At 59.5% G+C, this 24,194-nt stretch carries 24 protein-coding genes and 1 pseudogene; 16 read left to right on the top strand and 9 right to left on the bottom strand.

Annotated features, from left to right (window positions below):
* Positions 1-7: 7 nt before the first annotated feature.
* Genes VDQ28_RS04945 through VDQ28_RS04970 form a run of 6 tightly spaced genes read right to left on the bottom strand, consistent with a single transcriptional unit; the run spans position 8 to position 5,044 of the window.
* Entirely contained in the window at positions 8-667 is a 660-nt protein-coding gene (locus VDQ28_RS04945) for a DsbA family protein (protein ID WP_323034882.1), read from the bottom strand.
* On the bottom strand, positions 664-1,101 hold the full coding sequence (locus tag VDQ28_RS04950) for a disulfide bond formation protein B (RefSeq protein ID WP_323034883.1): 438 nt from the start codon (positions 1,099-1,101) through the stop codon (positions 664-666). The genes VDQ28_RS04945 and VDQ28_RS04950 overlap by 4 nt, the downstream gene beginning before the upstream one ends.
* Positions 1,088-1,573, bottom strand: coding sequence for a signal peptidase II (lspA, locus tag VDQ28_RS04955; RefSeq protein WP_127110173.1), 486 nt, complete (start codon positions 1,571-1,573; stop codon positions 1,088-1,090). The genes VDQ28_RS04950 and lspA overlap by 14 nt, the downstream gene beginning before the upstream one ends.
* Positions 1,570-2,193, bottom strand: a complete 624-nt coding sequence (locus tag VDQ28_RS04960; RefSeq protein WP_323034884.1) for an isoprenylcysteine carboxylmethyltransferase family protein — start codon at positions 2,191-2,193, stop codon at positions 1,570-1,572. The genes lspA and VDQ28_RS04960 overlap by 4 nt, the downstream gene beginning before the upstream one ends.
* A gap of 1 nt (position 2,194) precedes the next feature.
* Complete coding sequence (locus tag VDQ28_RS04965) at positions 2,195-2,788, bottom strand: methyltransferase family protein (protein WP_323034885.1); 594 nt, start codon at positions 2,786-2,788, stop codon at positions 2,195-2,197.
* Between the two features lie 3 nt (positions 2,789-2,791).
* Positions 2,792-5,044: a heavy metal translocating P-type ATPase gene (locus tag VDQ28_RS04970; protein ID WP_323034886.1), complete on the bottom strand. Its 2,253-nt coding sequence runs from the start codon at positions 5,042-5,044 to the stop codon at positions 2,792-2,794.
* Positions 5,045-5,126: 82 nt separating this feature from the next.
* Between VDQ28_RS04970 and VDQ28_RS04975 the strand changes: the two genes are divergently transcribed.
* From VDQ28_RS04975 to VDQ28_RS04985, 3 genes are all read left to right on the top strand, one after another.
* Entirely contained in the window at positions 5,127-5,567 is a 441-nt protein-coding gene (locus VDQ28_RS04975; RefSeq protein ID WP_127110181.1) for a MerR family transcriptional regulator, read from the top strand.
* Positions 5,564-5,908: a YnfA family protein gene (locus tag VDQ28_RS04980; RefSeq protein WP_323034887.1), complete on the top strand. Its 345-nt coding sequence runs from the start codon at positions 5,564-5,566 to the stop codon at positions 5,906-5,908. Before VDQ28_RS04975 ends, VDQ28_RS04980 begins: the two co-directional genes overlap by 4 nt.
* A 676-nt stretch (positions 5,909-6,584) precedes the next feature.
* Positions 6,585-7,184: a hypothetical protein gene (locus VDQ28_RS04985; RefSeq protein ID WP_323034888.1), complete on the top strand. Its 600-nt coding sequence runs from the start codon at positions 6,585-6,587 to the stop codon at positions 7,182-7,184.
* 39 nt (positions 7,185-7,223) lie between these two features.
* Here VDQ28_RS04985 and VDQ28_RS04990 read toward each other — a convergent pair whose 3' ends face one another.
* Positions 7,224-8,489 carry a tyrosine-type recombinase/integrase gene (locus VDQ28_RS04990; protein WP_323034889.1) on the bottom strand — a complete coding sequence of 422 codons (1,266 nt, stop codon included), beginning with the start codon at positions 8,487-8,489 and terminating at the stop codon, positions 7,224-7,226.
* A gap of 583 nt (positions 8,490-9,072) precedes the next feature.
* Between VDQ28_RS04990 and VDQ28_RS04995 the strand changes: the two genes are divergently transcribed.
* From VDQ28_RS04995 to VDQ28_RS05040, 10 genes and pseudogenes are all read left to right on the top strand, one after another.
* Positions 9,073-9,330: a helix-turn-helix transcriptional regulator gene (locus VDQ28_RS04995; RefSeq protein WP_127110185.1), complete on the top strand. Its 258-nt coding sequence runs from the start codon at positions 9,073-9,075 to the stop codon at positions 9,328-9,330.
* Positions 9,330-9,572: a hypothetical protein gene (locus VDQ28_RS05000; protein ID WP_323038066.1), complete on the top strand. Its 243-nt coding sequence runs from the start codon at positions 9,330-9,332 to the stop codon at positions 9,570-9,572. The genes VDQ28_RS04995 and VDQ28_RS05000 overlap by 1 nt, the downstream gene beginning before the upstream one ends.
* Positions 9,569-9,964, top strand: a complete 396-nt coding sequence (locus tag VDQ28_RS05005) for a VRR-NUC domain-containing protein (protein ID WP_323034890.1) — start codon at positions 9,569-9,571, stop codon at positions 9,962-9,964. Before VDQ28_RS05000 ends, VDQ28_RS05005 begins: the two co-directional genes overlap by 4 nt.
* The gene (locus VDQ28_RS05010) at positions 9,961-10,986 is read left to right on the top strand and encodes a helix-turn-helix domain-containing protein (RefSeq protein WP_323034891.1); all 1,026 of its coding nucleotides are present in this window, start codon (positions 9,961-9,963) and stop codon (positions 10,984-10,986) included. Before VDQ28_RS05005 ends, VDQ28_RS05010 begins: the two co-directional genes overlap by 4 nt.
* Positions 10,983-11,651 carry a hypothetical protein gene (locus VDQ28_RS05015; protein ID WP_323034892.1) on the top strand — a complete coding sequence of 223 codons (669 nt, stop codon included), beginning with the start codon at positions 10,983-10,985 and terminating at the stop codon, positions 11,649-11,651. Before VDQ28_RS05010 ends, VDQ28_RS05015 begins: the two co-directional genes overlap by 4 nt.
* 99 nt (positions 11,652-11,750) lie before the next feature.
* Positions 11,751-13,304, top strand: coding sequence for a type I restriction-modification system subunit M (locus tag VDQ28_RS05020; RefSeq protein WP_323034893.1), 1,554 nt, complete (start codon positions 11,751-11,753; stop codon positions 13,302-13,304).
* The gene (locus tag VDQ28_RS05025) at positions 13,301-14,497 is read left to right on the top strand and encodes a restriction endonuclease subunit S (protein WP_323034894.1); all 1,197 of its coding nucleotides are present in this window, start codon (positions 13,301-13,303) and stop codon (positions 14,495-14,497) included. Before VDQ28_RS05020 ends, VDQ28_RS05025 begins: the two co-directional genes overlap by 4 nt.
* A gap of 105 nt (positions 14,498-14,602) precedes the next feature.
* Positions 14,603-15,019, top strand: a pseudogene (gene rhuM / locus VDQ28_RS22555) (RhuM family protein); the annotation flags it as partial.
* Between the two features lie 103 nt (positions 15,020-15,122).
* Positions 15,123-15,512 carry a RhuM family protein gene (gene rhuM, locus VDQ28_RS05035; protein WP_323034896.1) on the top strand — a complete coding sequence of 130 codons (390 nt, stop codon included), beginning with the start codon at positions 15,123-15,125 and terminating at the stop codon, positions 15,510-15,512.
* Positions 15,509-18,385: a type I restriction endonuclease subunit R gene (locus VDQ28_RS05040; RefSeq protein WP_323034897.1), complete on the top strand. Its 2,877-nt coding sequence runs from the start codon at positions 15,509-15,511 to the stop codon at positions 18,383-18,385. The genes rhuM (VDQ28_RS05035) and VDQ28_RS05040 overlap by 4 nt, the downstream gene beginning before the upstream one ends.
* Before the next feature lie 101 nt (positions 18,386-18,486).
* Here VDQ28_RS05040 and VDQ28_RS05045 read toward each other — a convergent pair whose 3' ends face one another.
* Together VDQ28_RS05045 and VDQ28_RS05050 are read right to left on the bottom strand one after the other, a co-directional pair.
* Positions 18,487-19,476, bottom strand: a complete 990-nt coding sequence (locus VDQ28_RS05045; protein ID WP_323034898.1) for a RelA/SpoT domain-containing protein — start codon at positions 19,474-19,476, stop codon at positions 18,487-18,489.
* Positions 19,473-20,552, bottom strand: coding sequence for a nucleoid-associated protein (locus VDQ28_RS05050; protein ID WP_323034899.1), 1,080 nt, complete (start codon positions 20,550-20,552; stop codon positions 19,473-19,475). Before VDQ28_RS05050 ends, VDQ28_RS05045 begins: the two co-directional genes overlap by 4 nt.
* Positions 20,553-21,286: 734 nt before the next feature.
* Between VDQ28_RS05050 and VDQ28_RS05055 the strand changes: the two genes are divergently transcribed.
* From VDQ28_RS05055 to VDQ28_RS05065, 3 genes are read left to right on the top strand one after another with little or no spacing between them, the layout of a single operon-like run.
* Complete coding sequence (locus tag VDQ28_RS05055) at positions 21,287-22,582, top strand: site-specific DNA-methyltransferase (protein ID WP_323034900.1); 1,296 nt, start codon at positions 21,287-21,289, stop codon at positions 22,580-22,582.
* Positions 22,579-23,952: a site-specific DNA-methyltransferase gene (locus VDQ28_RS05060; RefSeq protein WP_323034901.1), complete on the top strand. Its 1,374-nt coding sequence runs from the start codon at positions 22,579-22,581 to the stop codon at positions 23,950-23,952. The genes VDQ28_RS05055 and VDQ28_RS05060 overlap by 4 nt, the downstream gene beginning before the upstream one ends.
* Positions 23,949-24,182: a hypothetical protein gene (locus VDQ28_RS05065; RefSeq protein WP_323034902.1), complete on the top strand. Its 234-nt coding sequence runs from the start codon at positions 23,949-23,951 to the stop codon at positions 24,180-24,182. Before VDQ28_RS05060 ends, VDQ28_RS05065 begins: the two co-directional genes overlap by 4 nt.
* Positions 24,183-24,194 lie beyond the last annotated feature (12 nt).

The raw sequence follows: 24,194 nt of genomic DNA on the forward strand, positions 1-24,194 counted from the left end.
GCGCCGATCAGGCGTTTTCGACCGCGAGACGGACTTCGGCGATCAAGCTGTCGCGACTCAAATTCTCGATCCGCCGTCCGTCGAGGTAGAACGTTGGTGTCTGGCGAATTCCCAATGCTTCGACATCGGCTGTGTCTTGATTGATTGTCCCAGTGATTCCCGGAAAGAGCCGATCGTTTTGCGCGCGCTGGAGAACAAGGCCAGCAGCCCCCGCGATGTTCCAAGCCACATCCATCCTCGGCGTGCCATGCACGGCCCAGTTCGGCTGTTGCTCCAGCAAGGCATCCAGAACGGGTTCAAAAACGTCCTGCATCCGCGCGGCCTCGAGGATGCGTACCGCCTCATCCGACCCCTCGTGGAATATGGTATAGCGCAATACAACCCGTACTTGCGTCGGGAACTGTCGCCGGATTCCTTGGACAACCGGATGATAAGCGCGGCAGGCTTCACAGGACGGATCGAAAAACTCCACCAGCGTGACCGGTGCGCCCACCGGTCCAAAACTCGGCGAATAGGCGCGAATCAAAAGCGCCGGGTCAGCACGGGGGATGGCCGCAGCAGCGGCCTCAGCTTCGGCCTCGCGTCGGCGAGACAAGAATACATAGCCGCCACCAAAGGCTGCTGCCCCAATTGCCGACGCCCCCAACAACACAGTACGACGATTCATGTCTGATTTCCTTTCGGTACAAGTAAGCAAGTAAGAATCGCGGCAAAAGCAGCCAACGACAGATAAGGGATGGGTAGCCCGAATATCATCTGCGACGGGCCACTGCAGGATGGTCCATCTGCTGTGCAGGGAACGATCGCCTCGGGCACGATCCCGAGATAAAGACCCGCGTGCCACCCCGCCAATGCAAGACCTGCGAGCGTCAACAGTACGGCGTAAGGTCGTGCTACGCCGTCGCCGCGCCACATCGACAAACCAAGGATCGGCACAAGTGGAAACATCGCGATGCGCTGATACCAGCACAGGGTACAGGGCATCTGGCCCATCACCTCGCCAATGAACAGCGCACCCAGTGTGGCTGCAAGCGCGATCAGAAACGCGGCAAGGAGGAGAATGTCTTCGCGTGAAAGTGCCTGTGATTCAGGTTTGGTCATCGGCGGATCCCTTTCGGCTGCGTAAGGGGATGGCCGTTGCGATGATGCACATTGCGCCCAGAAAAATTGCGATATCTGCAAGGTTGAACGTCGGCCAGTGCCAGTCTCGCCAATAGAAATCAAGGAAGTCGGTCACCGCCCCCTGTCGCACCCGGTCAATGATATTGCCAAGCGACCCGCCGACGATCAGCGCAAAACCCGCGCGCTCCAAGGGATGCCGCGACCGAAACGCCACAACAGCCAAACCCAGCGTCAACACGCCCGTCAGTCCGGCCATGACCAAGGGCTTGCCAGACATGACGCCCGACAACATGCCGAAGCTCGCTCCTTCGTTGAAGCCAAGCGTGAGGTTGAAGCCGGGTAGAATCGAAAAGGGCATGTCCGCCGAAAGCAGCGACAATGCAAGAGCCTTAGTCACCTGATCGGCAACCGCAGCGACGGCGATCACAAACAGCATCAGGGGCGTTTTCATGATGCCTCCTTTCGGGGCAGCCCGATCCATCGCGGTACGGACCTCATATAGGCATCGTATTCGGACCCGATCGCCGCGCGCAGTGCGGTTTCTTCGGATCGGACCTGTGCAGAGGCCAACCGGATAAAGAGCAGCGGTGCCACGGCCGTTGGCAGTGATGGGATAGCCAAGGCAACACCGATTAGCAGTAAGAATTGTCCGACAAAGGTCGGGTTGCGGCTGAACTTGAAGATACCACCTGACACGAGATCTCCGGTAGCACCTTCTTTGACACCCACACGCCAAGAGGCACCCATCGAAAGCTGTGCCACCACAGCAATCAGAGCACCGCTACCCGCGAGAGTGATACCCAGAGTGCCGAACACAGGAAAGCGGCCTTCCGTCCAAAGCGGGTCTAGTCTTTGCAACAGAGGTAGGGTCATCCAGACGAGCGGTCCAAAGAGGGCCATGGAGAAGGCAGCACGGTAACCCAGAGCGGCTAGTCGGTCGTGACCACCAGACTGTCCGATGAGCCAGACCTGCTTTCCAGCGGCCTTGGCGGCGCGATAAGTGCCCCAGTAGAAAAGCGCAAGATATGCGAGCAGAACAGCAAGCGCCGCCCAGCCAAACCAAGTGTTCATGTCAGGATCCTTGTCTTTCGTCCACGCGCGGCCATCCGAGAAAACGCGCGGTTCTTAATTTATAGGCGGCGAATTCGGCGCCGTGGCTGCGCTCGAGAGCGCGCTCCTCGAGAAAAACAGCGAAAATGTAAAACCCGGCCCAGACGGCGAGGGCCGCCATAATCGGGGCTTTGGGCAACAAGATTGCCCAACCGGCGAGACCCATCCAGGTAGCGACATAGACGGGGTTACGACTGAACCGAAACCAACCGCCTTCTTGCAATGCCCCGTCCTGGCCAAAGGCTACGCTCCAGCCAAGTTGCAGAGTCGCATGCACCGCGATCCCAAATCCGAGGATCAACAGCACAATACCGATCCAGAAGCCTGGCATGCCGGGGCTAGGCGCGACCTCTGGAATGACCAGCAGCGAGACAACGATCAGGCCCCAAAACAAGATCCTGAACGGCCAGATGAACTTCGCGTATACAGGGCCATTGCGGTTCTTTGGGGGCCACAATTGCGCGGTGGGATCAAGCGTTGCGCGAACCGAACGCACCAGCAAATAGGCGCCTGCAACGAAGGGAACCCATTCCAAGAATGTTGAGAATTGCATCATCTCTTAACTCTCGCCTTCCGGATTGAAACGCAAGAGCCGCAAGGCGTTCAGCGTGACAAGAACCGTTGCGCCGGTATCGGCCATGATCGCCAGCCATAGGCCGGTGAGGCCAAAGACCGAAGTCACAAGGAACACGGCTTTCAGCCCTAGCGCGATGGTCACGTTCTGGCGGATATTGGCCATCGCCCCACGGGCCAACCGGATCGTGGCGGGGATGTCCGTTACCTTGTCGCGCAGGATCGCTGCGTCAGCGGTTTCCAGCGCCACGTCAGTGCCCGATCCCATCGCCACGCCGACGCTGGCCTGTTTCAGTGCCGGGGCATCGTTGATGCCGTCGCCAATCATCATCACGCCGCCATTGGCGTTCATGGTTTTGATCGCGTCCAGCTTGTCCTCGGGCATCATGTCGGCTTTGAACTCCATGCCCAGCCCACCCGCGATGGCGGCGGCGGTCCGCGCGTTGTCGCCCGTCAGCATGACCGAGGTGACGCCAAGCCGCTTCAACTGCGCAACCGCCACGCTGGCATCCGCGCGCGGTTCATCGCGCATGGCAATCAGGCCCAATGGCTTGTGCTCACGGAACACCGCAACAGCCGTCTTGCCTTCGGTCTCAAAAACCGCTGCCTGCTGGACGCCCTTGTCATCCAGTCCACCGTTTTCCGAAGCATGGCGCGGCGACGCAACCCAGGCAAGTGCACCGTCCACCTCGGCCGAGACGCCCTTGCCGATCAACACCCTCGCGTCTTTGGACGGCAGCAGGGCAATGCCTTCATCCTGCGCCTTGTTTAGGATCGCCATGGCAAGCGGGTGGCTGGACCCAGCTTCGACACCGGCGGCGACGGCCAGAAGCTCGGCCTCGGAGGTCGTCCCAAAGGGGACCACATCTGTTACCACGGGCCGCCCGTGGGTTAGCGTACCGGTCTTATCAAAGGCCACCTGCTTTACGCTGGCCGCTGCCTCGATCACCGCGCCGCCCTTCATCAAAAGCCCGCGCCTTGCACCCGTTGACAGCGCCGAGGCGATGGACGCCGGGACCGAGATTACCAGCGCACAAGGGCATCCGATCAGCAATAGCGCCAAGCCACGATAGACCCAGGTATCCCATGGCTGACCGAACGCCAGCGGTGGCACCAACACTACCAGCGCGGCGACTAAGACGATGGCGGGCATGTACCAGCGACTAAACCGGTCAATGAACCGCTCGGTTGGGGCGCGTGCCTCTTCGGCGTCCTCGACCAATCGGATGATGCGGGCGATGGTGTTGTCCTCGGCTGCCTTGGTCACGGTTACCCGCAACGCGGCCTCGGTGTTGATGGATCCGGCAAACACGCTATCGCCGGGGCCTTTGGTGACTGGCACGCTTTCGCCGGTGACCGGGCTGTCGTCGACGCCCGAGATTCCTTCGGCGATCTCGCCATCCGCCGGAACGCGGTCACCAGGGCGCACCAGCACCGTCTGACCAACGCTCAAGCTGGCGGCAGGCACTTCGCGTGTCACGCCGTCGACCTCAAGCAGCGCTGTCTTGGGCACCAGATTGGCCAGCGCCCGAATGCCGTCGCGCGCCTTGCCAGCGGCGACGCCTTCCAGAACCTCGCCTACCGCAAAGAGGAACACGACAAGCGCCGCTTCCTCGGCCGCACCGATGAATAGCGCACCAATCGCAGCCACGGTCATCAAGCTTTCAATGCTGAAAGGCTGGCCAAGTCGCAGCGCGGCGAAAGCGCGTCTGGCTACGGGTGCGACACCGATCAGGCAGGCCGCTATGAAAGGCCAAGCCCCAAGCGCCGGGGTCAAGAACTCCACGATCCAAGCCAGCCCCAGAAGCATCGCCGTGAAGATCACCAGCCTGCCCTTGCCTGTCTGATACCAGCTTTTTCCCTTATCGGCAGGATCATCATGAACATGGCCGGGACTGCCGTGGCCGGAATCGGATTTGACAGACGACTTGGGCGAGTGATCATGTTCGTGATCATGAGATTCCTCGGACCCGGCACCCGGCAGAACGAATTCCTTCTTCGCTCCGGCAGTGCGTGTCGCGATCCCGTAGCCAAGAGACTTTACAACACCCTCGATCTTGTCACGACCGGTCTTCGTTTCGTCCAGCCTCAGGCGCAGGCGTTCAGACATCAGGCCCACCTCGACATCGCTGACACCGGGTAGCCGTCCGACAGCGTCCTTGACCTTGCTGGCACAGGATCCGCAATCCATCCCAGAGACCGTCCAGTCGCAGGTTGCTTCGTTCTCAGGGTTTGTCATCGCAGTCCTCTTCAACGGGTCATTGCCTTCATCGAATCAGATATCTAATGTCTCTAGTAACTATAGCTTCAAGGGGAAATTGATGCTGACCATCGGAAAGTTGGGTGCAAGTGCCGGGGTGAAGGTTCCGACCATCCGTTACTATGAACAGATCGGGCTCTTACCAGAGGCGGAACGCAGTTCGGGCAATCAGCGGCTTTATGGCCAGAAGGCATTGGAACGGCTGGCCTTCATCCGACACGCGCGTGACCTCGGCTTCACGCTCGAGGCAATCCGTGACCTGCTCAGCCTGTCGGACAATCCCGACCAGCCCTGCGCCGCCGCAGATGCCATCGCCAAGGCGCAATTGCTCGAGGTGGAAAGCCGCCTTGCACGATTGACGGCCTTGAAGGGGGAGTTGGAGCGCATGATTGTGCAATGCGCGGGCGGGCGGATCGCCGATTGCCGGGTCATTGAGATCCTTGGCGACCATTCCTTGTGTGCGACCGACCATCGCCATCCAAGAGGCGATGAGACGTCATGACGTTGCCAGGAACCCTCGTCGCAGTCTACGCTGCCGCTGCACTGACCGAAATCGCCGGTTGCTTCGCGGTGTGGAGCTGGATGCGGCTCGGCGCAAGCGCGCTGTGGCTCATTCCCGGTCTGGCCAGTCTTGCAGCCTTCGCCTGGCTCCTGACGCTTGCCCCTTCGGATCTCGCCGGACGTGCCTATGCCGCTTATGGTGGCGTCTACATCGCCGCCTCACTGCTCTGGCTCTGGACCGTGGAAGGCCGTCGCCCGGATACATGGGACCTAACTGGAGGCGTGATCTGCCTGATCGGCGCTGCGATTATCCTGTTCGCGCCACGGACTTTTGGGCACTAAAGAACAAGCGAGCGGCGAAGATGAGGGGCATCCCGCAATAGCTTTGAGGCTGGCGCGGCTGTTCCGACCTCGTGAATTGTCCTTTTGAGAGTGGAGGAAGGTCGACCCGAGCATCGTCGCCTTCATGGCTCGGTTCGAAGGAAAAGTTTCCATGGCTCTCGTGTCAGCCTGTGGAAGATCAGACCTAACTGTCGGCTCGGCCAGTGCGCTATTTGTTTACATTGTGTACTCTGCGTGCAGTCGGGCCAGAAAACCAGAATGCCAGAAAGTGCAGTGGCGCAATCCTCGTAGCCGCCAACCGTACGGTAGGAAGGCCGGTACAGGGGACACAGACAACGAGCGTAGCAAGCGACCATTCCCGCCCGATGCGACATCAGTCAGCGTGACCATCTCCCAGTTGCTCGACCGCGCCACCAGATTCATCTTCACTTGTCCACAGGATCGTGAGCGGCGCTCACTTGCCTCGAATCGGAACCCGATGCAGTTTGCACGCAAGAGGCGAGCAGGCTTCAACCAAAAGCGAATCAGGTCTACCGGAACATCCGTTTAGGCGACGAGAGGCGTTTCAGCGCCCGAGATGTCGTTGTGTCCGATCACTTACCCCGCACCGTCAAGGCGCGGGCCGCAGGCGGTTTGAGCACAGCAAATCCTCGTTTCTTTTGAGGATGTTTTAGCAATGGCATTGCCACCCCGCGTATTTTTCTCTTTGCACGAGACGTCAGCTCGTTGGGGCTGCAACATTGCGGATATCGCGGGATGGGCCGAAATCGGCAAGTTCCGGATTCTCACGGGAATCTCGCCCGTCCGATGTGGCGACGAGATCGTTTCTGGCAAAGTGGTTTTATCCCCCATGGAACTGCTTCCGCTCTTCCGACGTTGCGGCACGGGCCCGACCGAAGGAAATATTCGGCGCATACAACCTGCAGGACAGGATCACTGGCTCCTGATCACCGATCCAGCGGGCGGCATTCCGGTGACAATCGCAGACATGCTGATCCTGGCCGAGGAGGTTCATGCCTTCGAGGACGAGCATGACATGGTGCGGCGGATCGCGACTGGGCCCGGCGTTTCATCCCCTTACGATTGGGATGGCATGAACGTCGCCCTGATCCAGCGTATTCATGACAGCGGGCTTCCCGCCACGCAGTCAGAACTGGTCGCCGAAATGCAGGACTGGTTCGACGAACGCTCGGATGGCACCAAGATCCCCGACAGCCGCAGCATCCGGCGCAGGATTACGCCAGTGTGGAAGGCGTTGCGACGGGAAGAGACGTGACGAACCGGGCCATTACTGACCCCTCCGCGCTGGGCCGGATCACGCGGAATGCCTGTCGCCCCGTGCCTCCGCATCATGAACCAGTCGGGGCTTCGGTCGGAACGCACTGGCCACAGCGTCAACACCCGCCCGCAATGGCGAGTCCATCAAGTGTGCGTAACGCAAAGTGGTCTGTGTCTGGCTGTGGCCCAGCAGCTTGCCGATCATTTCCAGCGACGCCCCGCCACTGACCAGCAGCGATGCAAACGTATGGCGCAGATCGTGGATGTGCACGTCCAGCAAGCCCGTCTGCTTTTGGATCTGCGCCCAGAACCGGCGCACTTCCTGAACCGGCTGGCCCGGCGTGTCACCCGGGAAGAGCCACGGCGTGCCGCTCGGCACTAAAAGCTGGCGCTGACGCACAATGGCGGCAGTCTCATCAGAGATCGGCACACGATGCACGCGGCGCTGTTTTGTCATGGTCGGCGGCTTCGACCAACTCAGGTGCTCGAGGTTGAACTGCTCGAACCGGGCCTGCCGCGCCTCGCCCAGCCGCGCGCCCGTCAACATACACACCCGAATGATATCGGCAGCGCGCCGATCCTCGGCGGCATCCAGCGCGGCGGCAAGGCTGGCGATTTCCTCCTTGGACAGAAACCTCTCACGCGGGGTTTCAATGCGGCGGTGGAAGCGCTGGGCAGGGTTGTCCTCGCACCAGCCCCACTCCATCGCCAGCGTAAACATCTTGCGCAAGATTTCCCCGATGCGGTTGGCCCGCACCGGCGTGGACTTCGCCCCCTGCAATTTGCGCGCCCGGTTGTTGGGCTTGTCCTTATGGGGCCGCGCCCGGCCCTCAGCCACTTTGGTCAGCAGCTTGTCGACATCAGTCGGCGTGATCTCCGTTACCAGCTTTCGGCCCCAGACTGGGGCCACCATCTTTGCCAGCGCGGATCGTTGATCGGCGGCATTGCGTTCGGCCAGTTTCGGCAGGTGCTGGGCACAGTAGCGCTCAATGAGGTCGTCGACGCGCGGTGCCTCGCGCATTGTCCCCCGCTCCGCCAGAGGGTCACCTCCGGCGTCAATCTCGCGGCGCAGTTCCTTGGCGCGCTCCCGTGCTGCCGCGACCGACCAGTCCGGCCAGCGGCCGAAAGTCATCCGGCGCTGGCGGCCGGCATGACGGTAGTCGAGCGTGAAGGCGCGGCCACCGCCACGGTAGATGCAGACGGCGAACCCGCGCAGGTCCGTGTCAAAAATCTGATAGTCTCGCCCGGCGGCGGGTTCGACCTCGCGGAGAAGTTTCTCGGTCAACTTTTGGCGCTCGGGCATGGGTTCCGTCCTATCTTGCATCCGACATGAGGCGTGGTTTCGCCTGGACTGCAAGGCAAGCATGGGGACGTGAGTGGCGGGGAGGCAGAGAGTGGCGCAAAGGTCGCGGCCTTTGCGCCACCCCTTGCTTTACAGGCGTTTCAGCGCTGGGCGGAGTGGACGCGGGCGACAGCCAACTCGATACTTGGTCCCGATTTCCCGCGACTCAGTGCCAAAAGAGCTGAAATCAGCGCGCCTGACCGCATCCGGTTTGTAAATTTCCAATAAATTCAGGGGGTGGCGCGGTGGCGTGCCGGGTGCCACCCCCTCTTTGCCCGCCAATGCCGGTCAATCACGTGTAAATCCGGCTGTTCGCAGGTGTTTGCCGTTTTGGCGAAAAAGTCGACCACAGGGCCGCCCCCTGCGCATTATCCGCCGCCTCCCTCTCCGATGCCAAATTCCCAATAAAATATGGGGTGGCGCAAAGGTGGCGTCCTTTGCGCCACCCTCCGCCTTCCCGCCACCCCTGCCCCTCTGCGCTCACTGGTCTCTGCAAACGCCCCCCCGACATCAACCGTCACGGGGCCAGGACAGGGAGACCCACATGCCGCATCTCGGATCGATGCCAGACCCGCAAGAAAAACCCCGCACGCTTCTGGTCGGCTGGATCAGCCGCATAGACCTTGCGCTGGAATTCGGCCTGTCGGTCGACACTCTGCGCCGCTGGGAGGCTCAGCGGACGGGGCCGCCCTGCATCCGCGCCGGGCGCAAAGTCTATTATCGCCGCACTGCGGTCGAGCAATGGCTGGAAGAACAGGAACTGAACGCGCCGCGGCGCCGTCGTGCGGGAGGCCGCCGTTGATGCACGCCCTGCCCCATCAAGCCGTCTGGCCCGCCGATCGTCTGGCCGAGGCCCGCGCGGTCATCGCCGACGCCGCCAATCATTCCGATCACCTAATCCGGCTCGCCTGCCATGTCCTCATCACGCATTGCGAAACAGCCGCCGAGCGCAAACATGCTCGCGTGCTCCTGGTGGTGATCGAGGCACGGCGGCCGCTGCGCCAGGCCCAGCGCCAGGATGACGATGGGAGTGCCAAGCCATGAACCGGCGTGGCACTCCTGAAGCCGACCTGCAGCGCGCCGTGGTGCAGGCCCTGCGCCTCGCCCTGCCCCGCACGGCAAACATTCATCACTGCGCCAACGAGGTGACCGAGCCTGGTCCCCGTGGCGCAAGACGCCAGGCGATCCTCGTTGGTATGGGCGTTCATGCGGGTTTTGCCGATCTGATGGTCCTCTGCGACGGGCGCATCCTGTTTCTCGAGCTGAAGGCCCCGAAAGGTCGCCTGCGCCCAACGCAGGAGGCGTTTCGTGATGCCGTACTGGCGCAAGGTTTTGGTTGGGCGCTGGTACGCAGCCTCGACGAGGCGCTGGGCGCTCTGGCCGATCACGGTTTTACAACGCGCATTGTGCCGCCCACGCGGAGGTCCTTGTCGTGAGCCATGACGCCACCAACTGGGCCATCAAGCAGCGCGGATTGAAACCGACCACCAAGATCGTGCTCTGGCATCTCTGCGACCGGTTCAATCCGGATTACGGCTGCTTCCCGTCACAGGTGCGGCTGGCCCATGATTGCGAGATCAGCCGCTCGACGCTGAACGACCATATCGGCCAATTGGAAGCCAGAGGCCTGCTGCGCCGCGTGCCGCGCATCGACCCGGTGACCAAACGACAGCTGCCCACCCGCTACATTCTGGGCTTTGAGCCCGGCTTCACACCGGCTGATGCGGTTCCGTGTCCGGAAGTCGGACACGGGGGTTCGGCACGCGGCCTTGAAGCAGAAACGGCCCCTGAAATCGACCTTATACCCACCCTTTCGGTCGACCCGTGTCCGGAAATCACACACGGGATCGACGCGATAGCCGTGTCCGGATTTTGCCCCGAGCCGTGTCCGGAAAAAGGCCAAAGCCGTGTCCGAAATCCGGACACTAACCTTGTAAGAGAACCTTTAAGGAAACCAGTAAAGGAGGAGGAGGACGCGCAAGCGCGCGAGATCGATTTTGATCGGTTTTTTGCAGAACTGCTCAGCGCGCTGGGCTTCGCCGCAAATGCCAGCTTGCCCGCCTGGTGGCAGGGCTGGCCAGCACGGATGCATGTCCAGCGCTGGATGGATGAGCTCGGGTTGTCTGAGGATCGGATCCTCGAGGTTGCGACCGAGAGCCGGGCCGAACATCCCAATCCACCCGATGGCCCCAAGGCGCTGGATCGTTTCATGGAGCGCGCCGCCCAGCGCGATGCGCAGTTGATTGCTGCCGATGCCTGCAAGGCTAAAGCCAAGCGGCAGCGCAAACGCGATGCTGGCCCGCCGCCGAGCGAAGATGAGTTGGCAGCCTTCTACGCCGCCAAGGTGAACTCCGACGAGTACCTGCCCCAGAACATGATCAGCGCCGCCATGTGCGGTTTGATGCTGGCGAGAGGTTTGGTCACGCCAGAACGCCTTCGCATGCGAGGTGTGCGATGACCTTTCAAAGACCGATCAACAAGCGCGGCGGGCGCACAAAACGTACTCTGGGCGTGCAGGCGGCACTGGAATGGGCGTTCCGGATCGAGAAAGCCCAACTGGAACTGCCGCCTCGCAAGGACGTGCCGGAAGAAGGGTTTGGCTTTGGCTTTGGCTTCGGCTTGGAATATGTCCTGCTGCAGCGCGCAGCGCTGGGCTGCAAGATCGACGGCGGCCAGCACAAGTTGGGCAGTTATACTCATCCAGATGCGGAGGTGATCGCCGCCACGGTTGCGGGGATGCCCGACAGTCTCGGCGGCATCCGCATGGCAATCCGCGTAGCAGAATTGGCGCGCGCGGGGATAACGCCCAACTGGATGCCCGGCGTCGTGCCGCGCTGTGTGCCGGTCGAGACCAAGCGCAACCAGCACGGAGAGCGGGCGACCACGGTGGTGGTTGGCACGGAACGCGTGCTGTCGCGCGGCAAATGGCGCACGGTGGAGGTGTTGGCGTGTCCGGTGACTTTCCGGCCGCATCCGGAACAGATCGCATCCGCCCGGCGCGGCTATGACGACTGGTGGCAGGCGCTGGATTGGGTCCGGGATGGGCTGGTGGAGGGTGGGATGCTGCGGGAAGTCGAGGTGACGACGGGGATGCCAAAGATGCGACCGTGGCTGGCGCGATAGCACACTGCGGTATAGGCACAAGCCAACCACTGCAATTTTCGCCTTCCCCTTGCGGGTTTGATGGGCAATCTTACCTACAATCAGCCGGGGACGCGCCATATGACCGAAGAGCAAAAGAAGAAACTTGAACAAAAACTCTGGGACATTGCCAACACCCTGCGCGGTAAAATGAATGCTGATGAATTCCGCGATTACATTCTGGGGTTCATATTCTACAAATACCTGTCCGAGCGCATGCACCTCTATGCCAACGACGTGCTGAAACAGGATGGCATTGATTACCTGTCGGTTAACGAGGCTGCATCGGAGGGCCGTGAAATCCTTGATGCCGTCAAGGAAGCCTCGGTCGATGCACTGGGCTATTTCCTCCGTCCATCTGAGCTGTTCAGTCAGATAGCCAAACGCGGATCAAAGTCGGGCCAGTTCATCTTGGCCGACCTGACCAAGATCCTGAATAACATTCAGCGTTCAACAATGGGCACCGAGTCCGAGGATGATTTCGACAACCTGTTCGAAGACCTCGACCTGACGTCCACCAAACTTGGCCGCACCGAAGAGGCGAAAAATACCTTGATCGCCAAGGTTCTGACCCATCTGGACGAGATCGATTTCCAGCTGGATCAGGCCGACAGCGACGTTCTTGGCGACGCCTACGAATATTTGATCGGGCAGTTCGCCAGCGGGGCGGGCAAGAAGGCGGGCGAGTTCTACACCCCGCAGCAGGTCTCAACGATCCTTGCCCGCATCGTCACCACCGGCAAGACGCGGCTGAAGTCGGTCTATGATCCGGCCTGTGGGTCGGGTTCCCTGTTGCTTCGCGTGGCGAAGGAAGCGGACGTGTCCGAGTTCTTCGGGCAGGAAATGAACCGCACGACTTACAACCTTGCTCGTATGAACATGATCCTGCACGGGGTGCACTACCGCAACTTCGATCTGAAGCAGGAAGACACGCTGGAACACCCCCAGCATGACGGCATGCGGTTCGAGGCGGTGGTGGCCAACCCGCCGTTCAGCGCCAACTGGTCGTCCAACCCCCTGCTGCTGTCGGATGACCGGTTCAGCCAATATGGTAAGCTGGCCCCGGCATCGAAGGCCGACTTTGCCTTTGTCCAGCATATGCTGCATCATCTGGACGACAACGGAACCATGGCGGTGATCCTGCCGCATGGTGCCCTTTTCCGTGGCGGGGCCGAAGGGCATATCCGGCAATACCTGATCAAGGATCGCAACTGGCTGGATGCTGTCATCGGCCTGCCTGCAAACATTTTTTATGGTACCGGCATTCCGACCTGCATTCTGGTGTTCAAGAAATGCCGCGAAACAGAAGATGTGCTGTTTGTTGATGCCTCGACCTGCTTCGAAAAGGCGACAAACCAGAACTTCCTTCGTTCGGCCGATGTCGACCGCATCGTTGAAACCTTCCGCAACCGCGTTGAGGTCGAACGATTCAGTCATCGCGCAACCTTGGGTGAAATCGCCGAGAATGACTTCAACCTGAACATCCCCCGTTATGTGGATACGTTCGAAGCGGACGCGGAAATCGACTTGGCTGCTGTCGCGGCTGAGATCCGCGCGATTGAAGGCAATATGGCTGCCCTCGACAAATCTATCCGTGACTTCTGCGCAGAGCTGGGTCTGGAGGCGCCGGTATGATCCCTGCCGCCCCAAAGCTTCGGTTTCCCGAGTTCAAGGATCCTTGGAAACCGGGTCATGCTGGCGACGCCTTCATGAACAGCCGCGCGAAGGGTGCTGCTGGCCTTCCCATCTATTCGGTGACGATGGATCGCGGGCTTGTGCGGCGCGACAGCATGGACAGGCAGATGGCGGCTGACGCAGCTGACAACCAAAATTTGCGGGCACAGCGGGGCGATGTCGTCTACAACATGATGCGCATGTGGCAAGGCGCGGTTGGGCTCGCACATGAAGAATGCATGGTCAGCCCAGCCTATGTCGTCCTATCCCCACGGGAGAGTACTTCGCCGCAGTTCTTTGACCAGTGGTTCAAAGCGAAGCGGATGCTTCACCTCCTTGGTGCTTATTCGCACGGGATCACCAGCGACCGGTTGCGCCTTTATGCCGATGACTTTGCCCGCATACCTCTGCATATGCCCACCCTCCCTGAACAGCAGAAAATCGCCGCGTTTCTGAGGATGGTGGATGCCAAGCTCGTCCAGCTGACGGCAAAGCGTGCGGCGCTGGCGCGGTTCAAGGCAGGGCTGATGCAAAAGCTGTTCAGCCAGCAGCTTCGGTTTACGCGAGACGATGGGAAGGCTTTTCCGGAATGGGATGTAAGAGACCTAGGCGATATCGCGTCACGCAGTGCGAAAAAAAACAAAGACTTGTCCCACACGCGCGTTTTGACCAACTCCGCCGTCCACGGCGTCATTGATCAGCGTGATTTTTTCGACAAGGACATCGCAAACTCGGAAAACCTTGACGGATACTATATCGTGAAGAAAGGCGACTTCGTATACAATCCTCGGATCTCTGTCAGCGCGCCTGTCGGCCCCATAAAGCGAAATGATTTAGGCGACGGCGTCATGTCGCCACTCTATACCGTTTTTCGATTTCATGATGAGAATACTGACTTCTTTGCCCAATACTTCCAAACATCGCTTTGGCATGACTACATGAAAAGTGTTGCAAATTACGGTGCCCGCCACGACCGCATGGCAATTACGATTGTTGATCTCATGGCTCTTCCATTGCCATTTCCGCATCCAGACGAGCAACAGAAGATTGCCAACGCGATTTCCGCGATGGACTCCAAAATTCGGGCGGTGGTCGGTCAAGTTACCAAGCTCGAGGCTTTCAAAAAGGGTCTGTTGCAGCAGATGTTCGTGTAGGGGGTGGGTATGACCGGCGAAGTGATCCTGTATCAGACCGAAGATGGTGCCGCGCAGATCAGCTTGCGGGCGATGGACGGAACCGTCTGGTTGACCCAGACGGAAATGGCCGCTCTGTTCGACACATCGAAGCAGAACGTCAGCCTGCACCTGCGGAACATCTTTGCGGATGGCGAGCTGGTGGCCGATTCAGTTGTCAAGGAATCCTTGATACCTGCCGCCGATGGCAAGACCTACTCGACGCTGACCTACAACCTAGACGCCATCCTTGCTGTGGGCTTCCGCGTCCGGTCCCGACGCGGCGTGCAGTTCAGGCGCTGGGCGGGCACCGTCTTGCAGGAATATCTGGTCAAGGGCTTTGCGATGGACGACGCAAAGCTGAAGGCGGCAGAGCAGTGGGACTATTTCGACGAGTGGCTGGCGCGCATCCGCGACATCCGCGCCTCGGAAAAGCGGTTCTACCAGAAGGTGAAGGATCTGTTCACCACTGCCGTGGACTATGACAAGGGTTCTGACGCGGCCCAGCTGTTCTTCCAGAAGGTGCAGAACAAGATGCTCTGGGCCGTGACTGGCCAGACGGCTGGCCGAAATCATCGCCGCCCGCGCCAATCCTGCCGCGCAGAACATGGGCCTGACCAGCTGGAAAGGCGGCATCGTGCGCAAGGGCGATGTCGGCACAAGCAAGAACTACCTCAGCGCCGAGGAAGTAGACGAGCTGAACCGCATCGTCACTATGTATCTGGATTTTGCCGAAGATCAGGCCCGCCGCCGCGCGCCGGTGACAATGGCCATGTGGGCCGAAAAGCTGGACGCCTTCCTGAAGTTCAACGACCGCGAAGTTCTGACCCACGCGGGAAAACTGCGCATGGACGTCGCGCAGCAACTGGCCGCCGACCGTTTTGCAGTTTTCGACGCCGCCCGGAAGCAGGCCGATGCGGTGCAGGCAGATACAGATGACCTTGCCGCAATCGAGGCGCTGGCCAAGGATGTGTCCCGCGACCGGGGCAAGACATGAGCATCCAGTCTGAAGCACAGCTGGAGTCCGGCCTGGTCAAACGCCTGCACAGCCTCGGCTGGGAACCCGTCACGATCACCGACGGCGCTGGGCTTCGTGCAAACCTGAAGGCGCAGCTCGAGGCGCACAACGGCGTCACCCTGTCGGACACAGAATTCACCCGCGTGCTGAACCACCTCGACAAGGGCAACGTCTTTGACAAGGCCAAGATCCTGCGCGACCGCATGGCCCTCCCCCGCGACGATGGCACAACCGCCTATATCCAGTTCCTGAACACCGAAGAGTGGTGCCGTAACCGATATCAGGTCACGTCGCAGGTCACCCAGGCTGGCAGCTACAAGAACCGGTATGACGTGACTTTGCTGATCAACGGCCTGCCGCTGATCCAGGTGGAGCTGAAGCGCCGCGGCATGGAGCTGAAGGAGGCATTCAACCAGGTCAACCGCTACCAGCGCCATTCCTATTGGTCGGACCACGGGCTGTTTCAGTATGTGCAGCTGTTCGTCATCTCGAACGGTGTGAACACCAAGTACTATGCCAACAACCGCGATCAGGATTTCAACCAGACCTTCTTCTGGGCAGACGTCGAAAACAAACTGATCACCCAGCTTGACGCCTTTGCCGACGCCTTCCTCGAGAAGTGCCATGCGTCAAAGATGATCAGCAAATACATCGTCCTGCACGAAAGCAACAAGGTGCTGATGGTGCTGCGGCCCTACCAGTATTTCGCAGTCGAGGCGATTGTCGAGCGGGTGAAAGCCGGGCGGAAGAATGGCTACGTCTGGCACACGACGGGGTCGGGCAAGACACTGACCAGCTTCAAGGCCGCGCAGGTGCTTATTGAGAATCCTAAAGTGCACAAGGTCGTTTTCGTCGTCGACCGCAGCGACCTCGACTATCAGACTACCAAGGAATTCAACCATTTCAGCGATGGTTCTGTCGATGGCACGGACAACACCCGTGCGCTGGTCAAGCAGTTGGCAGGCGACCACAAGCTGATCGTCACGACGATCCAGAAGCTGAACACGGCTATTTCCCGCGACAAGTTCGCGGGCCCGCTGCAGGCGATGAAGGACGAGCGCGTGGTGTTCATCTTCGATGAATGCCATCGCTCGCAGTTCGGCGAGACCCACAAGCGCATCGTGGCGTTCTTCAGCCGCGCGCAGTTGTTCGGGTTCACCGGCACCCCGATCTTTGCCGAAAACGCGATGGCCAAGCGCACGACCAAAGACCTGTTCGGCGACTGCCTGCACAAATACGTCATCACCGATGCCATCAGCGATGAGAATGTCTTGCGGTTCTCGGTCGAGTATTGGGGCAAGTTGAAGCGCAAGGATGGCACCCTGATCGACGAAGATGTCGCAGGCATCAACATCAAGGAATTCTTCGACCACCCAGATCGCATCAATAGCGTGGTGGATTGGATCATCCAGAGCCATGATCGCAAGACCCACAACCGCCAGTTCAGCGCAATGCTCTGCGTCAGTTCGGTCGATGCGCTGATCATCTATTACGAAACCCTCAAGCGGCGCCGCGAAGCGGGTGAGCACGATCTGCGCGTGGCCACGATCTTTACCTATACCGCCAACGAAGAGGATGCAGACGCCGACGGCCTGATCGGCGATCCGGATTTCAACATCGGCGTGGACAAGCCAATCAACGTGCACACCCGCGAAAAGCTGGATCGGTTCATCGCTGACTACAATGCGATGTACCAGACGGCCTACTCGACGAAGGACAACCACAGCTTCTACAACTATTACAAGGACATCGCCAAACGGATGAAGGAGCGCGAGAGACGCGACTTCCAAGACAAGGACCGCGTCGACATACTTTTGGTGGTCAACATGTTCCTGACCGGCTTCGATGCGAAGAAACTGAATACGCTCTACGTCGACAAGAACCTGCGGTACCATGGGCTGATCCAGGCATTTTCGCGCACCAATCGCATCCTTGGCCAGGTCAAATCCCAAGGCAACATCGTCTGCTTCCGGAACCTGAAGGCCAAGACAGACGAGGCGATCACGCTGTTTTCCAACAAGGACGCCATTGAAACCGTCCTGATGGCCCCCTATGAGGAATACGTCGCGCAGTTCAACGCGGCCGTCGCCCAGCTGCTGGAAATCGCCCCTGACGTCGACAGCGTGAACGATCTGCAAACGGAGGGCGAAATTCTTGCCTTCGTGCAGGCGTTCCGCGAGTTGATCCGCGTGCGCAACGTACTGGGCAGTTTCACCCAGTTCAGCCCCGACGACCTGGTCCTCGATCCACAGCAGTTCGAGGATTACAAAAGCATGTACCTCGACATCTATGACCGGACAAAGCGGGCAAAGGATACTAAGGATGTGTCGATCATCGACGAGGTCGATTTCGAACTCGAGCTGATCCAGCGTGACGAAATCAACGTCGCCTACATCCTTGGCTTGCTGGCCGAGGTATCGCGGGATTCCAACAGTTTGGATACCACCCAGCGTGATGAAAGCGCACGCAAGCGCAAGCTGGTGATGGACATGCTTGGGTCAGAGGCTCAGCTGCGCAGCAAGCGTGAATTGATCGAACGGTTCATTGAACAGCACATGCCAAGGGCACAGGACAGCGGCGCCAGTGTCGAAGAGACTTTTCTGGCCTTCTGGAACGACGAGCGGGACAAGGCAATAGATGCCGTTTGCGCCGAAGAGGGCATCCTACCGGCGGCATTCCAGCGTCTGGTGGACGATTATCAGTTCACAGGTAAAACCCCGCTGCGTGAAGCAGTCATTGATGCGCTGAAACGCAAACCAAAAATTCTCGAGCGCAAGAAAATTACTGAGCGGATTATCGACAGATTATTGCGATTGGTCGCAACGTTTGACGACGGATTGGGCGGGATATAACGCGAATGCCTGAAGAACCTCTTATGGCAACCGTTGCTGAAATGCGTGGAAATCTAAATCCGAAATGTCGATTATGACTGCGTCGAATGCCTTGAGAATACTTAGCCGTTCAGTGATAATCCTAGATCGCTATAAATAAGGCTTAAGTCGTCTTCTGGCACTGGGCAGTTGATCGGTGTACCGTGTGTAGCAGTGGCTGCAGCGTAATATAAAATTAGGATTGCTGGCAGCCTGAATGAGGCGCGAGCGGAACTCCTTTCAGCTATCCTTTGACCAATAAATACTCTCTGGTTTAACCAATTTTCAACATCATCAGGATTCACGTCGTGTCCGTAACGGTCAAGCACAAGATCATTGAGTGGCGATTTGGCTGCAGTGGGTGCGCTTCCAACAATTCGCGAATAGATGCCTTCTAAGCGCAGTCCAAGTTCACGAAGTGGCTGCACCTGCTTAGCAATGAGGTCATTAAGACTGTCAAAATAATCACCAGTCGCTTCGATCAGCGCCATGCTCTTAGCAGCGGCACGCTTCATTGCAGGCGTAGTCTGTATCGCAGGTTTATACAGGGTGTCATGCGTAATTTCGCTGTAGGCATGCTGCAGGAGTGTTCGGATCTGGACTTCGCATGCCAAATTTTCGGCAATGGGTTGCCCTTCGTGATGAAGCCCTGCCTTAGATCGCACAACGAAATGCACCGACTGATATTCAAACTCATACGGTTTTGCCGCGATTTCAGCCTCATGGTCACGGGATTTGATAGCGTGCCATGCTTCTGTATCTCCCTCAATTGCTTGGCCTACCAAACGAACGTCGGAGCCAAGAAGCAAGACGAAGCGAACCCCGACCTTATCTTCTATTTCGTCGTAAGGTGAGGCATATCCTTTCTCGCGATAGAATGCCTTCTGAAGTAAGGATTCGCCGTCTTTCAGCCTCGGCGTCGCAGGGATGCGCACGAAGGTTTCCGCCTGATGCGGGTCAATTTTCTTAAAAATAAGGCCGCAAACGCGGTGGACAACAAAGTTCCCCCACCGCGCATACTCCTGTTTCTCAGCGTTCCACCGAGCAAGAAATTCTGTGTCTCTTCCGCTCATACTTCCTTAACAAAAGGGTCTTTGATCGTGATGACAGTGATCTCGCCCCTTGCCTCCGCTTGTACGTCTACGGCGTCTTGTGTCTGGATGGAAACACGACCTTCTGCCATCGCTTCTGGGGACGCAGAAAATTCGATATCTGTGCCATATTTGAATCGGCGCCGCTTCAAGCGACTGCGAAGCTCGGCAATATCTCTTCGCACCGCTCGCTCTGGAAACTGCTTGTTTCTCATGAAAGTCTGATAACGATCCCGAATATCAAGCGGCACGTACCTCTCTGCAAACTCATCAACAGTGAACGTAGGGGCCTGGTCGTTCTTGATGTATGTAAACAGAGAGTCCTGAACGCGATGCCGCACAGCCCTGTCTTCAATATTTTTTACAGCAAACTCTTTGGTTAAGTTAAAGAATTTCGCAGTCTCGTATGCGCTATCTTCCCTAAAACCACAGCCCAAGAGGGATTCGTAGAAGTAAATCGCTGCAGCCTCACGGTTGCTTGCGACGATGTGATGGTCGAATACTAGACAGCGCCAAGCCTCGTCGCGATAGGGCGCTGCACCGCTTGCCACCATGAATCCAAGTTTATACAGACGTGTTGCTTTGGTAAGAAATAGATCGTTAACAAATTCTGTAATGACTGCTGTTCCGTCGCGTCGTCTGCGGAAGCCTTCCTGAACCTCTGCCTTGATGACAGCAACAAACGGAAGATCAGTCGGTCCTGTGACCCCCCTAAAAACAATTACGATTCCGCCCGGGATGGCTTGGGATGTCTGTGCTTCTGCCAACCGATCTGCAACTCGGCGCGAGGCCTGAAGAAACGCCTCTGGTGCCGTTAAGGCAACCATTGCGGCTGCGTCGCCTTGGAATGTACCGACCCCAGTTCGTATGATTTGCATCTCGACAGATTTAGCCTTAGCAGACAACGCATCAGTTGCACGTTGGCGGAATGCCGTCATTGCTTCAACGGACAAGTTTTCGAGGGCAAGAGCATACTCCGGTTGAACCAGCCGACGGTCTTGACCACGGGTGAACACCTCGTGCACGGCCACATCGGAAATACGCAGATTTTCTAGCATCCTTTGTCCTTTGCAAATCTATTCTGGTCGAATCACCAAGCTAATCCTCAACTTGAAGGAGTATGCCGTGAAACTTGGTGGGCGGGGAAGAAAGGTTATTTTGAAACCATGACACTCAACGACGAGTAGTCATCAGCTTCGCGTGCGTAACCACTCATCAATCAGGAGGAATTGCCGCAGCTGACAGGGCCAGCATCCCGTTTACTACTGTGCCCTCCTCGACCCGTGGATTGAAAAGCAGGGCGCGGAAAAATCTCCTATCGGACGCTTTCGTTTCCTGCCCCCCCTCGGCATGGTTCCTCCCCGGCCCCGAATGTATGCGGGGGGGCGCAGCGCGGCAGATCGCTAGCGCCTGGCTTCTTCACCGGGGAAGCCACTTGGAAGCCACCTCCACGGATAGCCTCGAAATTCCGACTCAATATCAGTGACTTACCCGGCACACCGGGTGGCTTCCTTGGATTCCTTTCGGAATCCAAGGAAGCCACCTGACGGAAGCCATCGCGCCGGAAGCCAGCCAGCGGAATCCACCTTGTTGGAAGCCATTAAATCCAAGCGCGTTTTTCATTTGACAAAGCTGCCCCCCTTGACTCATACCTTGATCATCGAAGAATAGCGCCCGCAGGTATCCCCTCGTGGGCGTTTTCGTTTTCCCCACATCGCGGATCCCGATCCTGACGCCGGCATCGCCCAGAGCGCATCGGCATGCCCGCCCTGCCCCACATGGAAGCCACCTGATGGACCTGGTCTTCGCGCCGAGCCAGATTGAATCCTGGCCGATCGACCGGCTGCGCCCCTATGCCCGCAATGCCAAAATCCACGGCACCGATCAGGTGGCCAAGATCGCCGCCAGCATGGCGAAGTTCGGCTGGACCGTGCCCTGCATGGTGGCCGACGATGGTGAGTTGATCGCTGGGCATGGCCGGGTGTTGGCGGCCGCCATGTTGGGGCTGAAGGACGTGCCAGTGATCCGGCTGAGCCACCTCGACGAGGCGGAGCGCCGGGCTTACCGCATCGCCGACAACAAACTGACCGAGCTGGGCGAGTGGGACGAGGCGATGTTGCGCGACGAGATCGCGGGGCTGCTGGCCGAGGATTTCGACCTGTCGCTGCTGGGGATCACCGATGAGGATCTGGACGCCCTGCTGCGCGATCCGGATCAAGTGGAAGGCGGCGCTGTCGAGGGTGAAGATGACATTCCCGAACCACCTGTCACGCCGGTATCGGTGGCGGGCGATCTCTGGCAGCTCGGGTCGCCCCGGTCGCACCGGTCGCACCGGCTGATCTGCGGCGACAGCACGTCGGCCGATGTGGTTGGGCGGTTGCTCGGCGATGTGAAGCCGTTGTTGATGGTGACCGACCCGCCCTACGGCGTGGAGTATGACCCGTCCTGGCGCAACCAGGTGGGCGCGGCCGGTGCGACCGGTACGGCCAAAACCAAACGTACCGGCAAGGTACTGAATGATGACCGCGCCGACTGGCGCGAGGCATGGGCGCTGTTTCCCGGCGACGTGGCCTATGTCTGGCACGGCGCGCTGCACTCATCGACCGTGGCGGAAAGCCTGATGGCGGCGGGTTTCGCAGTCCGGTCGCAGATCATCTGGGCCAAGGACCGCCTGGTTCTCAGCCGGGGCGACTATCACTGGCAGCATGAACCCTGTTGGTATGCCGTCAAAAAGACCGGCAAGGGCCACTGGGCCGGGGATCGCAAGCAGACCACGCTCTGGCACATCTCGGGCAAGGACCAAGACGCCGCCACGGTCCACGGCACGCAAAAGCCGGTGGAATGCATGCGCCGCCCGATCCTGAACAATTCCAGCCCGGGCCAGGCGGTGTTTGAACCCTTCATGGGATCCGGCACCACGCTGATCGCGGCGGAAACCACCGGGCGGGTCTGCTTTGGCATCGAATTGAACCCGACCTATGTCGATGTGGCCATCGAGCGCTGGCAGCAATTTACCGGCGCCAATGCCGTGCTGGCTGATACCGGCGAGACCTTTGCCGACCTGAAGGCGAAAAGGCTGGCGGCATGAATGCGCCCCTCCTGCCGGGCAGGATCGAACTCTGGCCCCTCGCCCGGCTGAAGCCCTACGCCAGAAACGCCAAGACCCACGATGCCAACCAGGTGGCGAAGATTGCCGCCAGCATGGCCGAGTTCGGCTGGACCGTGCCGGTGCTGGTCGCGGCCGACGGCGAGTTGATCGCTGGCCATGGTCGCATCCTAGCCGCCGCGCACCTCGGGCTGTCCGATGCCCCGGTGATCGTGCTGGGCCATTTGACCGAAGCCCAGCGTCGGGCCTATCGGATCGCCGACAACAAACTGACCGAATTGGGCGGCTGGGATGAGGCGCTGCTGTTGCAGGAATTGCAGGCACTGTTGGCCGAGGATTTCGACCTCGGGCTGATCGGGATCCCCGAGGATGAACTGGACGCACTGCTGGCAGACGCTGACGACCGCCCTGCGATTTCTGATGATGCGGCCGATGCGATCCCGGCCCCGCCCGCTGATCCGATCACGAAGCCGGGCGACATCTGGGCGCTGGGCAAGCACCGGCTATGCTGCGGCGATGCCACCGATCCGGCCGTCGTCGCCAGGCTGATGCAGGGCGAACAGGCCACCCTGATGTTCACCTCGCCGCCCTATGCGCAGCAGCGGGACTACGGCGCGGCCAAGGAAAAGGTCAGCGATTGGGATGCGCTGATGCAGGGCGTGTTCGCCGCAGCGCCGGTCACCGCCGAGGCGCAGCTGCTGGTCAACCTCGGCCTCGTGCACCGCGACAGCGAATGGCAGCCCTATTGGGAAGGATGGGTGGAATGGATGCGCACATCTGGTTGGCGGCGGTTTGGCTGGTATGTGTGGGATCAGGGCCCCGGTTTGCCGGGCGACTGGAACGGCCGCCTGGCCCCGTCGCACGAGTTCATTTTCCACTTCAACCGCGCGCCCCGCAAACCCCACAAGACGGTCCCGTCCAAGCACGCGGGGGAAACCCTCGGCGGCGGTGGGCTGCGCGGGGCCGACGGCACCGTCCACGCCAAGACCGGCACCGGCAATCCGATCCAAAGCCACCGCATCCCCGACTCTGTGTTCCGCGTCATGCGCCACAAGGGCGGACTGGGTGCTGCCGGATCACACCCGGCAGTGTTCCCGGTGGCGCTGGTCGAGGCGGTTCTGACGGCATTCAGCGATCCCAGCGATCTGATCTACGAGCCATTCTGCGGCTCCGGCACGCAGCTGATCGCCGCCGAACGCGCTGGGCGAAAGTGTTTCGCTATGGAGCTCGACCCGGTCTATTGCGACGTCGCCGTGCGGAGATGGGAGATGGCGACGGGAAATACCGCCACTCTTATGGCCCAAGTGCAGCAGCAGGAAAAACCCTCGCCCAAATCGAAGCGGCGCGCATGAGCCAGTCGCGCCACATGTCGCTGGTCGAAGCCATCACCAATATCGTGGTGGGCTATGTGCTGGCCGTCGCAATGCAGATCATGGTTTTTCCATGGTTCGATTTACACCCAAGCGTCGGCCAAAACCTCGCTATTGGTGTGCTGTTCAGCGGCCTGTCGCTCGTCCGCAGCTACGCGCTGCGCCGGTTGTTCGAGCGTTGGCGCTGGTGCTCTCAGTCGCCTCACGGGTGATCAGTACCGTGA

The sequence above is a fragment of the Pararhodobacter sp. genome, from assembly GCF_034676545.1.
In the GTDB taxonomy this organism is placed as follows: domain Bacteria; phylum Pseudomonadota; class Alphaproteobacteria; order Rhodobacterales; family Rhodobacteraceae; genus Pararhodobacter.